The following is a 12698-nucleotide window of genomic DNA, read 5'->3' on the forward strand; positions in this document are numbered from 1 at the left end:
CCGGGGAAGTTTACCCACGCCCTAGGAGTTCAGGCTGGTGAGATGGCCGTCCCGCATCTGCACGGCCCGGTCGCAGCGCGCGGCGATGCCCGTGTCGTGGGTAGCCATGATCAGCGTCGTGCCCTGCTCGTCGCGCAGCCGCAGCAGCAGGTCGACGATGGCGGTGCCGGTCTGACTGTCGAGGTTGCCGGTGGGCTCGTCGGCCAGCAGCAGCGCAGGTTGGTTGATCAGTGCGCGGGCGATGGCGATTCGCTGTTGCTGGCCCCCGGAGAGTCGCGACGGCAGGGCCGCGGCCCGGTCGGCGAGCCCGACCATCGCCAGCAACTCCCGGGCGCGGGCGGCCTTGTCGAAGTCGGTTCGGAACGGAATCAGCGGCGCCACGACGTTGTCCAGGGCGGTGAGGGTGGGCAGGAGGTGGAACCGTTGGAACACGAATCCGATCCCCCGCCGGTACGCCGCCAACGCCCGGCCGGACAGCCCCGTCACCTCCTGGCCGGCGACGTCGATGGATCCACCGTCGCTGCGTTCGATGGCGCCGATCAGGTGCAGCAGCGTCGACTTGCCCGAGCCGCTGGGCCCCGTCAACGCGACAGCGGTGCCAGGGGCGATCGAGAGACTGACGTCGTTGACCGCGACCAGTGGCGCGCCGTCGGGCAGCGGGAAGGACTTCCGCACACCGGTGAGACGAACCAACGACGTGGTGGCGGTGGTCGACGCCGCAGCTGACGTCCGTTGCATGGACCTACTCCTTTGCCGCTCACCCGTCGGCGAGCAGTTGGGCGGTGGGCAGTCGGCGGAGCACGGCGATCGGCACCACCACCGACACGGCGGAGACGGCGACGCCGAAGGCCAGCGCTGCCACGGCACACCAGAGGATGGGCGCGGTGATGCCTCCGGCGAAGGCAGCTGCCGCCCCCAGGCCGACGCCGGCACCGAGCGTACCGCCGATGACGCCCATGCCGGCCGCCTCGACGAGGACCAGCCGGTTCAGCATCGTGTCGGTCCAGCCGACGGCACCGAACAGGGCGAATTCGGCGGCGCGCTCGGAGATGTTGAGATAGAGCACGTCGGCGACGGACACGATGCCCAGCACGATGGTGACCGCGACGGCGATGTGATCGACCGTGCGGGCCTGCAGGGTGACGGCAGCACCGAGCAGGGTGCCGGTGAGCGCCCCACGGAACGCGAACGTGATCGCCAGCAGCATGGTCAGCGCGGCCACCCCGATCATCAGACTCAGCGCGCCGAGCACGGTCCGGCCGGGTGTGCGGGCAAGGTTGGACAGGGCGAGGGTCGCGAGCCGGCGGGGGGCCTGCCGGCGTACGGCGAGACCCAGGACGGCGGGGCGGATGATCTCGCCGGGATCGGGTCGGGCGGCCCGCCAGGCCGGCCAGCCACCGGCGAGCAGGGCGAGGGCCACCGCCGCGGGTACGGCCAGCAGGGTGTGCGTCCAGGCTATGTGCAACCCGAGACCGAACGCGATCCCGAGCGCGATGCCGGTGCCCGCGATGCCGGCGGCGAGCCCGATGCCGACGATCTCGATGAACATCAACTGAAGGAGCTGTCTTCGGCCCCAACCGAGGCAGGTGAGAATGCCGAACTCGGTGCGTCTGGCGCGGATGGCGGCGGTGTTGGCGTTGAGGACCGCCAGCGCGCACACCGCGAGCACCAGGACGGACAGCAGTACGCTCTTGCGGTCGGCCGCGCGGACGAGCACGGCCGCGACGCCCTTCTGCACCCACGGTTCGGCGACGGCGAGATCGGGCCGGCCGTAGTTCCCGGCTGGGTAGTGCACCGTCATGGCGGTCGGCGACGATCCCAGCGTGATGTCGACCTGGAGGCCGGTGCGCTGCGCGATCTCCTCCGCGATCACGCGGACCCGCTCCCGGGAGACCGGGTCGATGCCGACGTCCCCGGCCAGCCGGACCCGCACCACGCTGATCGGGGCGGCCGTGTTGAGCTGGTATTCCGGGTAGCTGGGTTCGGTGCTGTAGGCGCCCGGGTCGAAGATGGCGGGCAGGGCCGACATCGTGGTGAGCATCAGCGGCGGCTGGCTGAGCAGTCCCGTGACGTTCGCGTTCGGGGCCAGGTGCCGGCCGCCCAACGCCTGCCGGGACGCCGCGTCGGCGCCGGCGGCACCGGGGTTGAAGTACGTGTCCATGGGCACCGCCGACAACGCGCTGCCCAGCGAGACCCTGGCGGGGTCGAAGGTGCCCACCGCGCCGAGCGCCGCATCGGGCATGTTCACGTCCCCGGGCTGCGGCTCGTAGCCGTGGGCCAGGTTCCGGTGGACGGCGACATCGCTGCGCACGCTGGTGTCCGCGAATTCCATCGGAACGTGCCGGGACGACCCGCCGTCGTCGGCCCCCTGGCCCCAGATCTTGAGATCGTACGGATCTGGCTGGGCGCGCAGACCGTCCCCGTCCGGCACCATCTTCGCCGGCCCGACGGTCCAGAACTGGTGCAGCCACATGGTGTTCGTCGTGGCCAGGTCGTACTCGACGCCCAGTTCCCCCGGTCGGAGCATCCGGTCGACCATGTCCCGGTACGGCTCCACCACCGACGTCGACTTCTGGCCGATCGGGGTACCCGACTGGTCACCGAGGGCCGCGCGCAGCCGCTGGTCGTCGGCGGACGTCCGGACCAGCTCGGTCGCGTCCGGGTTCAGGCGCTGCACGGTGACGTCGAGGGTCCGATCGACCTGGGGTTGGTCGGCGATCAGGATCGGTAACACCGAGTAGGGGTACGGCATCTGGTCAAGTCGCCGTGACGTCGGCGCCTCCGCCGGGGTGAAGTAGCGGCCGGAGGTGACGGCCTGGTCCAGTCCGGCCAGCGCGGCCTCCGCATCCGGGTCGACCGCGGCCATCAGGAACGGCACCGTCCACACCAGCGTGACGGTCGGTCGCGTCGGCTTTCCCTCGCGATCCGTCGACCCGGTGCCGCCGACGCAGGTCAACGACGATCGGGCGCGGGGGTCCGTGGGCGAGAGCCATTCGTCCGCGTCGGTCCCCGCTGCCGGCGGGCAGATCCGCACCCGCTGGCCGTCGGCGTCGACCTCTTCCGGCGGTGGCAGACCCCCGCCGCTCTTCAGCTCGCTGTTGGGCGTCACCTCCACCTGGTTGCGTGTCGCGTAGAGGAACGCCGGCCCGTCCGGGATCCGGCTCAGCCCGGCGTCCGTCACCCACGTGGGCTGCACCCGCAGCACCTGGCGCTCAGCGGTCGGGTCGAGGTGCTCGGACAGGTCGACCGTGACGGGCACGGTACGCATCACGTACCCGATCATCGCGACCGGCGCGGCTACCGACACCCCGCGCACAGCCTGGACCGCACGCCACTGCTCCATGGTGATACCGCCGCGCATGCCCGCCAACTGACCCGACTGGACCAGGTTGCGGTCCCGCTCCAGCGGCAGCACCGCGTCCTTCGGGCGGACCAGGAGGTCGTAGACGGGGCGGTAGTTGGCGGTCGCGGCGCCCACGGCGTCCAGACGTGCGGTGACCGCCGCTCCGGTCAGCAGGGTGAATCCCGCCACCGCGATGGCGATCATCGACAGCAGGGCCAGCGACCGACGCAGCCGTACCCGCCATTGCGCTGCGGCTATCCCCAGCATCGACGCATCCCGCCCTCCATCGTTGGCTCTCCAGCATGCCGCCGCCGGCCGGGCGGTGAGGCCAGGCCGGCGGCGGCTGATCGACGAGGTTCAGCAGCAGCCCAGGCTGTAGCTGACGTAGGGCGCATCGCAGCTTTTCGCCGTGTTGGCGTAGCAACGGACCTGACCCGCCACAGACTTGGTGTAGTAGTAATAGCAGAACGGCCCCCCACACCCGGTATAGGCAAGGGTGCAGATGTTGCACGCGGACGCCTTGGCCTTCGGTAGCAGCGCGGCCAGTAGCTTGTCGCTCAACCTGCTGATCATCTGACCTCTCCTCTTCTCCGCCAATACGGCGGCTCGTCGACAGGGGCACGATGTCATCGACCACTTACGATTCGCTAACGCTGCGGTGTGCCGCCGTGGCTCTCGGTGTCAGTGCTGGTTGCCGGCGCGGATGATGCTGACCAGGCGGCCGATGCGTCGACCGGGTGTCACCCCGAGGTCCCCGGCCAGGATCTCGCACAGCTGGTCGTGGGCGGCCAGGGCGGAGGCGACGTCGCCGCGTCTCATGTGCGCCTCAATGAGATGCTCCCAGGCCCGTTCCCGGTACGGCCATCGGCGCACGAGGGGCTCCATCGCGTCGATGACGGCGTTGTGGTCACCGAGGACGAGTTGCGCCTCGGCGAGGTCCTCCATCGCCCGCCAGCGTCGCTCGTCCAGTGACGCCGCCAGGACCGCCACCCCGGGTGCGCGGGCGTCGACGCAGGCGTCCCCCCGCCACAGCCGCAGTGCCGCGGAGAGCGCCGCGACGCGGTCTTCGGCACCGTCGGGTAGACGTGCGGCAGCGCCACGTCGTGTCAGCTCGTCGAAACGGGCGAGGTCGGTCGACGCGAGCCGCGCGCACAACACGTACCCCGGTGGGCGGGTCTGCAGGATGTGCACGGCGTCCGGGCCGCCGAGGCGTACGAGGCTCTGCCGCAGGGCGGAGATGTGCCCCTGTAGCTTCGTCGTCGCCGTCATCGGCGGCTGATCGTCCCAGATGACCTCGACGAGACGGTTGACGCCGACCACCGTGTCCAGGTTGACGGCGAGCGCCGCCAGCAGCGCCCGTCGCCCCAGGCCGCCGACGGGCATCGGTTGCCCCAGCACGGATGCCTCGAGCGGACCCAACAGCGACACCCGAAGCAGCGTGTTAGCGTTCACATCGAGGTCCGAGTGGTGATCGCGTCGTCGTAACCGGACGCCTGGAGAAGGAACAGTTCGGCATAGCGTCCTCCCGCTGCCATCAGCTCGTCGTGACTGCCCTGTTCGAAGATGCGGCCGCCGGAGAGGACAGCGATGCTGTCCGCCTCCCGGACGGTGTTGAGACGGTGCGAGATGAGCAGGCTGGTGTGTGTGCGCCGCAGCGTCATCAGCCGCCGGTTGATCTTGTGCTCGGTCTCCACGTCGGCTGACCGCCGCCGCCCAGGGCGCCGCCCCGATGTAGATCCCGAAAGCGCGACGCATCAGCGCTGCCGAACGCCTCATCGGCTGCCCAACACCTCGCTCAGGGTGTGACCACGCGCGGCCAGCAGTCCGTCCGCCCCGACAGGTCGGTCCTGTTCGGGTACGCGTGACAGGTCACGCTCACAACCTCGCCTTCACGGGACGTTCTCGTACACCGTGAAGATGGGTTGAGACCCGCCCAGGTCACACAGACTGAGCACGGTGCCGGATCAACCACGGCCGGTCAACGGGAGTCGGCGAGGGCGCGCGACAGCTCGTCACCCCGGGCGCGCTGCGACGTCGTGCGGTGCCTCAAGTAATGCTCAAATTACGTTGATCCGAGCCGATGCCGTCGAAGATCCGCATACGCTCAGCCAACTCGCGCACGGCCTCCCGGACCTCCTCGCTACGCCAACCGTCACCGTGCCCCGACCCAGGGTGCGCGAGCGTCAACCATCCTCCCTTGTGGATGGTCGCGAGCACATCATCCACCTGTCGCAAGGAGAAGGAGGGGACAATGCGACGCAGACAACGGCGCATCGCGTTCGTGGCGCTGCCCGCACTGTTGGCGGGCGTCCTCGTGTCGACCGGGCCGGCGGGCGCGGATCCCGCGCAGTCGGCCGCCACGGCCGGCTCCGCACGATCCCAGCTGGAGAACCGGGACCAGGTCCGCCGCGTACACGTCAAGCTGGCCGGCGCCGACATGCTGGACAAGGTCGTCGCCGCCGGCTTCGACCTCGAACACGGTCTCAAGCGGGTGCCGACCGGCATCGAGGGCGAGGCGGCGGTCACCGCCGAGCAGATCACCGAACTGACGGCGATGGGCGTCGAGGTCCTCGCCGACGACGCGGGCTTCGTCTGGAGTGACGAGGCCGACGGCGGCCTCCAGGGCAACGCCGCCGCCCGCGCGGCGCAGCCGGCGAGCCACGACGCGACGGTGCGGATCGCCCGCGCCGACTGGTTCACCACCAAGGGCCAGGGCTTCCTGTACGTCGAGGCGCGCACCACCGAGGGACAGCAGGCGGACCCGGTGGTCGAGATGCAGTTGGAGAACGACTCGGGCCGGGGCACGTCGTTCGGCTTCGCCCGGACGATGAGCCGCTTCGTGGACTCCGGGCAGTACATGTTCCACCGGAACCTGTTCAAGCTCGACGCGCGGCCGACCCAGATCCGGGTCACGAGCTCGACCGGTGGCGTCGCCACCGGCAAGGTCTCCGACTGGTTGGAGGACGCCCCGCCGCCGCTGACGGCGGACCCGTCCTACAAGTCGGACTTCGTGGACGGGTACAAGCACCCGCAGCAGCTCTACAGCCGGGCGAAGGAGATCGCCCGCCAGTACCCGGACATCGCCGAGATCGTCTACCTCCCGAACCAGACCAACGGCTACCAGCGCAAGGCGCAGGCCACGATCGGCGGTACGGGGCAGTCGGCGGTCGTGGTCAGCTCGGCGGCGTGGGGCCACGAGGGCGGCAACGACGTCACCGTCGAGTTCGTGGACCGGCCGGAGGCGGACCTGCCGCTCGCCGTTGAGGTCACCGGCACGGCGGTCCGCGTCCTGCTCGCCACCGACGCCTCCGGCGCTCCGGCGAGCACGGCCACCCAGGTGGCGGACGCGCTGCGGACCCGGTCTGAGGGCCTCATCGACCGGGCACACCCGTACCGCACCAACACGGGCACCGGCGTCGTCGCGCCGACGGCCGGCCCGGTCGCGTTGACCGACTTCCTCGACCAGAAGCGCGTCGGCGCACCCGAGGGTGAGGTGCCCCGGGGGCCGGTCACGATTCCCGTCCTGCGGATCGGCAAGCACCGTGACGGCAAGAAGCCCGGTGTCCTGATCCAGGCGCAGGACCACGCCCGCGAGTGGGTGCCGGCGACGACCAGCCTGGAGTCGGCCGAGCGTCTGGTGCACAACTACCGGTCCGACCGGGAGACGAAGGAGATCGTCGACAACACCGACGTCTTCTTCATCCTCTCCAACAACCCCGACGGGGCGAACTACAGCTTCTACAACTTCGCCTCGCAGCGGAAGAACATGACGAACCACTGCCCGGACGCGACAGCCGATCCTGGGCAGCGGAACTCCTGGGGCGTCGACCTGAACCGCAACTACCGGGTCGGGTCGGGTCACGACGGGTACGCGGGCGGGTCGACCAACTGCGTCAGCGGCACCTACCAGGGCCCCGAGGAGCTGTCCGAGCCCGAGTCGAAGAACATCATCTGGCTCGTCGAGAAGTACAAGAACATCAAGTTCATGATGTCGGTGCACTCCAACGGCGGCCAGTTGTTCTGGCAGCCCGGCGCGTACATCGCGGACGGCCGGATCACCACGCCGCGTCCGCCGCTGGGTGACGAGGCGTTCTACTGGCAGTCGGCGGCCCGGATCCTGTCGCAGGTCAAGGCGCACCGGGAGACCGTCGTCACTCCGGAGAACGTCGGTGGCTCGTCCGACGTCCTCTACTCCTCCGCCGGCAACGTGCGCGAGGACCTGTACCACACCTACGGGATCTACGCCTTCGGCTGGGAGGTCGGCGGCTCCGTCTACAACCCGGCCACCGGTAACTGGCAGGGCGGTTCGTTCCAGCCGGAGTGGGCGGGCAACCCCGAGCTGGTCAGCGGCCACGCCGAGACGATGGAGTACGCCAACGGGATCATGGAGATGTTCCGGGTGGCGGCGGACTGGGGACGGGACAGGAAGAACCCGACATCGCAGCTCGTTCCCGGCGCCGGGACCTACCGCGGGCCGGTGGACGTACGCTTCGAGACGAGCGAGCCGGCCACCATCTACTACACGACCGACGGCAGCCGACCCACGCTCCAGTCGCCGCGCTACGCGGCCACCGAGTTCCGTGAGCCGGGGCAGGTGTTCCACGTGACCGAGACGACCACGTTCCGCTGGTTCTCGGTCGACAGCGCCGGCAACATCGAGAAGAACTACGACCCGACGAAGAACGACAGGCGCAACAACTACCGGACGGCGACGATCAAGATCACCAAGAGGTAGTCCGCGTACCGTGATCGTTGCCCCGCCGGTCGGTGTCACCCGCACCGGCGGGGCAGCGGTCAACAGGGCCCCGCGTGGGCGTCGCAGCGCGGATAGGTCCTCGTTCGGTGGGTAAGCGGCGCACATGCCCGCGAGCGAGGATTCGGCGGCCGACCGGGATTCGGCACCACACGGGCGTTCTCGCGTCGACCGGGTGTTCGGCAGCCTGCGGGAGCGGGCGCGGGAGGCGTGGCGCGTACGCTCCTGGCGGTTCCGGCTCTACGGTCTGCTCGCCGTGCAGGCCGCCATCGCGGCGGGGCTCGCCTGGTTCGTCGTGTACCAGTTCCTCGGCAATCCGTCCCCGGTCTTCGCGCCCACCACGGCGGTCGGCATCACGGCCGCCGCGATGGGCTCCCGCCTGCGGCGCACCATCGAGTTGCTGGTCGGGGTGGTGCTCGGGCTCGCCGTGGGGGACACGCTCATGCCGCTCTTCGGCATCGGGCCGTGGCAGACCGGTGGAGTGGTCCTGCTGGCGATCATCGTGGCCATCCTGCTCAAGGGTGGCGGTTCGCTGCTCACCCAGGCCGGCGGTACGGCCGTGCTCATCGCCACCCTCGAACCACCGGTCCGTGACCTGTCCATTCCCCGGTTCGTGGACGCCGCGGTCGGAGGGCTGATCGGGCTGGCGGTCAGTCTGCTGCTGGTGCCCATCCATCCGCGGCGGACACTGCACCGACTGGCCGAGCCAGTGGTCGGTCCCGCGGTGACCGCCATGCACCACGTGGCGGCGGCGCTGCGCGTGCGTGATCTCGGGCAGGCCGAGCAGGGCCTGCGCGACCTGCGGAACCTCGGCCCGCAGATCGTCGCGTTACGGGACGGGCTGCAAGCCGCCGAGGAGGTGGTACGACTCGCGCCGCTGCGCTGGCACGAACGCGACTCGTTCGCCTTACACGCGGAGTCGATCCGGCATCTGGAACGCAGCCTGCACAGTTGCCGATCTCTGGCGAGGCGGCTCACGACGGCGCTCAAGGACGACGAGCCGCTGCCGGAGGAACTCGCGTCCGCCATCGACCTGCTGGCCGACAGCGCGCAGGACCTGCGCGGCGCGATCATCGCCCGGGAGGAGCCACGGGAGCCGCGCGAGCGGATCCTGGAGGCGGTCGAGCTGGTCGGACGCGCGCAGGGCGGGTCCGTCCGCGACCCCACCCACCTGCACAGTCACCGTCTGGGCTACTCCGGGATGATCGCCGTGGGCGAGTTCCGGACCATCGCCCACGACCTGCTCATCGCCAGCGGCCTGGACCCCGAGAAGGCCGCGGCGCTGGTGCGGGGGGCGATAGGCCGGGGCCAGCACGACTGACCGCACTGTCGGCCGGTCAGCTGGACGTCCGCTTGGGCAGCAGCAACTCCTCGTGATCGAGTTCCCGTTCCAGGACGCGCAGTTCCTCGTCGGGCAGCCGACCGCTGTCCCGCCAGCGGACGAGTTCCTCCCGTTGGGCGTCGATCGCCGTGCGGCGGACCTGGAGCGCCGTCTCGTACTGCGGGGAGGTCGGTAGCTCCGACGACCCGCTCTGCTCGAGCAGGTCGAGTCGCCCGCGGTAGCGCGCCAGGCGGGCCAGCAGCTGCGTACGGGTGGTGTTGACGGCCACCGCGCTGCCCGGATCCGCGGCGGCGACCTCGTCCAGGCGGGCCAGGGCGGCCTCGACGGCCGCCGAGCGGGCCTCGTTGCGTACCCGGGCCTGGTCGGCCTCGTTGGCGCGCAGGCCCAGCCTGCGCACCAGCGGCGCGAACGTCAGGCCCTGCCCGACGAGCGTCACCAGGACGACCACGAAGGTGCAGAACAGCAGCAGGTCCCGGTCGGGGAAGGGGGCGCCGCTGTTGGTGGTCAACGGCAGGGTGAAGATAGCGGCCAGGCTGATCACCCCACGGGTGCCCGACCAGCTCAGCGCCGTCACCTCGCGCAGGGACAGCCGTTCGGCGTTGCGGTCGGCGCGGGCGACCTGCCGGGCGCTACCGGGCTCGTCCGGGTCGTCCTGCTCGGATATGCCGCCCAACCGGCTGTGCAGCGACCGGGGGAGGGACTGGGTCAGCACCAGCCAGGCGGGGCGCAGCAGCAGCACCACCCCGACCGACACCGCGACGGCGATGACGATGGTGGACGTCTCGTACTGGCGCAGGCCCTTGACGACCTCGGGGAGCTGCTGGCCGATCAGCAGGAAGACGAAGCCTTCGAGGAGGAAGTCGACGAGCCGCCACACGGCGCTCGTCTGCAACCGGGCGGCGCCGGAGCCGAGCTGGGGCGTCTGGTGGCCGACGATCAGACCGGCGATCACCACGGCGAGCACACCGGAGACGTGCAGCTCCTCACCCACCAGGTAGGCCACGAACGGTGTGGCGAGCGAGATGGCGTTCGACAGCAGCGGGTCGGTGGTGAGCGGTCGGGCCAGACGTACCAGCCAGGCGATGGCCGCTCCCACCGCCACCCCGCCGACCGCCGCCAGCACGAACTGGCCGACGGCGGCCGGGAACGAGAACTCACCGCCCACCGCGGCGGCCACCGCGACGCTGAGCATCGTCAGGGCGGTGGCGTCGTTCAGCAGTCCCTCACCCTGGATGATCGTGACCATCTTCGGTGGCAGGTTGACCCGGCGGCCCACCGCGAGCGCGGCCACCGGGTCGGGTGGTGCGACGGCGGCGCCGACCGCGATTCCGGCGGCAAGTGTGGCGCCGGCGACGAACAGATGGAAACCGATGCCGACGAGGACGCCGGTGAGAAGCACCAGCAGGACCGAGAGGCTGACCACGATGCGCAGGTTGCGGCGGATGTCCAGCAGCGAGGAGTCCAGTGCGGCGCTGTAGAGCAGCGGCGGCAGCACGACCATGAGCACGAGGTCGGGATCCAGCCCGACGTTGGGGCCCGGGAGCAGCGCGTACGCGATGCCGATGAGCGGCAGCAGGGCCGCCGCCGGCAGTCCGGTGCGGGCCGCCACCCACCGCACGGCGACGATCACCGCGACGGCGGCGAGCACGAACAGCAACATCGAGTGGGTGCTCACGTGGTGACGTCCCCCTGGAGCGGCGCGAGCGTGATTGTTCGGTGCCGGGCGGTCAGCGCAGCACGCAGCGGTGACGAGCCTACCCGCTTGATCAGCCGAACTCCCTGGTCGACCGGGCCGGGCCCCTCCCGCGCGGCGCTGCGCCGCGTTGCTCCACCCACCTTCGCCGGACGCCGTGTCAGACGGCTGCTGAAGGCGACCGTCACGGACGTCGCGGCGACGCTGATCGCGGCCGACCAGAAAGATCAAGGACCCGGTGATCCTGCGCCAACTCTGAGCGGCGCGATCGACCCGCCCGCTCTGCGGCGATCAGGAGCCGCCTGCCGAACGCGGCGCGTACATGATCAAAGCGACGCCGACGAGGCAGATGCCGGCGCCGATGACGTCCCACCGGTCGGGCCGGAACCTGTCGACGATCATGGCCCAGGCGAGGGATCCGGCGACGAACACGCCGCCGTAGGCGGCGAGGATGCGCCCGAAGTTGGGGTCGGGTTGGAAGGTGGCGACGAATCCGTACGCGCCGAGGGCGATGACCCCGGCGGCGATCCACCACAGGCCGCGGTGTTCGCGCCAGCCCTGCCAGATCAGCCACGCCCCGCCGATCTCGAACAGGGCGGCGACGATGAACAGCAGGATCGAGCGGACGACGGTCACCGGTGGACCGTACCGAGGTGGCGCGGTCCACGATCAGGCCGGTGGGCTGGTCGGGCGTCGGCAGTCGCTGCCGCCGGGCCGCCTGGGGCGGATCGCCGCGGGCGTGGCCCGGCTGCGGTGGCGACGTGGCTGCTGGGCGATCCGGTCACGCCGTCATCCGGGCGGCGGCGCGCAGCGCGAGCGCGTCGAGGACGGCGACGTGCGCGGCCGGCACCTGCACGTCGAGGCGTAGCGCGCCGGCGTCGGCGGCGATGGTGAACGAGAAGAACGAGCAGCAGGAGCTTTCCCGGGCGGTCAGGTCCCGGGTGGTCGCCTCGGCGGCCGGGTCGAGACGCCACCGCAGTGCGGTGGGGGACAACCGTTCCTGCTGGAGCAGGGCGGTGGCGAACAGGTCGTCGAATTCGGCCAGTCGCAGTGGCTGTTGTGCGCTCGGCAAGGTGCACGACTCGGGCACCCAGGTCTGAGGGTCATTGCTCATATCAACGACGGTAGGCCCTGTTCCGTCGATCGCCGCCGATTGGGGGCCTTCAGACGGGTGGGCGCTGATGGTGGTCGAGTGTGGCGCTGAGCGTGTCGGCGAAGCCTTCGGCCAGGGCGAGTTGGTCGCGCAGGGCGGTGACGCGGGCGGAGGCGGCGGTGTGGAACATGGCGAGCCGGTCGAGCAGCGCGGCACGGTCGACGCCGGTGGCGGTGTCGAGGGCGTCGAGGACGGCGAGGAGGTCGCGCATCTCGTCGAGGGTGAAGCCGAGGGGTTTCATGCGTTTGACCACGGCGAGGCGGTCGAGGTCGGGCTGGGTGTAGAGGCGGAAGCCACCCTCGCTGCGGGCGGAGGGCACGATCAGGCCGGCCTCCTCGTAGTGGCGGATGGTGCGGATGCTCAGTCCGACCCGGTCGGCGGCTTCGCCGATCTGCATGAGGCGGCCGGTGGCCG

General features: G+C 70.6%; 12 protein-coding genes. 2 read left to right on the plus strand and 10 right to left on the minus strand.

Features of this window, described 5'->3' with window-relative positions; translation table 11 throughout:
• Positions 1 to 21: 21 nt before the first annotated feature.
• The 6 genes from QCZ28_RS14885 to QCZ28_RS14910 form a co-directional block, all read right to left on the minus strand.
• Positions 22 to 738, minus strand: a complete 717-nt coding sequence (locus QCZ28_RS14885; protein WP_279517215.1) for an ABC transporter ATP-binding protein — start codon at positions 736 to 738, stop codon at positions 22 to 24.
• 19 nt (positions 739 to 757) lie between these two features.
• Positions 758 to 3610 carry an ABC transporter permease gene (locus QCZ28_RS14890; RefSeq protein ID WP_279517216.1) on the minus strand — a complete coding sequence of 951 codons (2853 nt, stop codon included), beginning with the start codon at positions 3608 to 3610 and terminating at the stop codon, positions 758 to 760.
• Positions 3611 to 3700: 90 nt separating this feature from the next.
• The gene (locus QCZ28_RS14895) at positions 3701 to 3916 is read right to left on the minus strand and encodes a hypothetical protein (protein ID WP_279517217.1); all 216 of its coding nucleotides are present in this window, start codon (positions 3914 to 3916) and stop codon (positions 3701 to 3703) included.
• A gap of 108 nt (positions 3917 to 4024) precedes the next feature.
• Positions 4025 to 4771, minus strand: a complete 747-nt coding sequence (locus QCZ28_RS14900) for an AfsR/SARP family transcriptional regulator (protein WP_279517218.1) — start codon at positions 4769 to 4771, stop codon at positions 4025 to 4027.
• Positions 4772 to 4791: 20 nt separating this feature from the next.
• The gene (locus QCZ28_RS14905; RefSeq protein ID WP_279517219.1) at positions 4792 to 5037 is read right to left on the minus strand and encodes a hypothetical protein; all 246 of its coding nucleotides are present in this window, start codon (positions 5035 to 5037) and stop codon (positions 4792 to 4794) included.
• Between the two features lie 352 nt (positions 5038 to 5389).
• Positions 5390 to 5569, minus strand: coding sequence for a hypothetical protein (locus tag QCZ28_RS14910; protein WP_279517220.1), 180 nt, complete (start codon positions 5567 to 5569; stop codon positions 5390 to 5392).
• A 25-nt stretch (positions 5570 to 5594) separates the two neighbouring features.
• Between QCZ28_RS14910 and QCZ28_RS14915 the strand changes: the two genes are divergently transcribed.
• The gene (locus QCZ28_RS14915; protein WP_279517221.1) at positions 5595 to 8078 is read left to right on the plus strand and encodes a M14 family metallopeptidase; all 2484 of its coding nucleotides are present in this window, start codon (positions 5595 to 5597) and stop codon (positions 8076 to 8078) included.
• A 193-nt stretch (positions 8079 to 8271) separates the two neighbouring features.
• The gene (locus QCZ28_RS14920) at positions 8272 to 9417 is read left to right on the plus strand and encodes an FUSC family protein (RefSeq protein WP_279517222.1); all 1146 of its coding nucleotides are present in this window, start codon (positions 8272 to 8274) and stop codon (positions 9415 to 9417) included.
• A gap of 16 nt (positions 9418 to 9433) precedes the next feature.
• Here QCZ28_RS14920 and QCZ28_RS14925 read toward each other — a convergent pair whose 3' ends face one another.
• From QCZ28_RS14925 to QCZ28_RS14940, 4 genes are all read right to left on the minus strand, one after another.
• Positions 9434 to 11098, minus strand: a complete 1665-nt coding sequence (locus QCZ28_RS14925) for a Na+/H+ antiporter (protein WP_279517255.1) — start codon at positions 11096 to 11098, stop codon at positions 9434 to 9436.
• 324 nt (positions 11099 to 11422) lie between these two features.
• Complete coding sequence (locus tag QCZ28_RS14930) at positions 11423 to 11767, minus strand: YnfA family protein (protein WP_279517223.1); 345 nt, start codon at positions 11765 to 11767, stop codon at positions 11423 to 11425.
• A 145-nt stretch (positions 11768 to 11912) separates the two neighbouring features.
• Positions 11913 to 12245: a hypothetical protein gene (locus tag QCZ28_RS14935; RefSeq protein ID WP_279517224.1), complete on the minus strand. Its 333-nt coding sequence runs from the start codon at positions 12243 to 12245 to the stop codon at positions 11913 to 11915.
• A 49-nt stretch (positions 12246 to 12294) separates the two neighbouring features.
• Complete coding sequence (locus tag QCZ28_RS14940) at positions 12295 to 12681, minus strand: MerR family transcriptional regulator (RefSeq protein ID WP_279517256.1); 387 nt, start codon at positions 12679 to 12681, stop codon at positions 12295 to 12297.
• Positions 12682 to 12698 lie beyond the last annotated feature (17 nt).

It is taken from the genome of Micromonospora sp. DH14 (assembly GCF_029809455.1).
GTDB classification, from domain to species: domain Bacteria; phylum Actinomycetota; class Actinomycetes; order Mycobacteriales; family Micromonosporaceae; genus Micromonospora; species Micromonospora parva.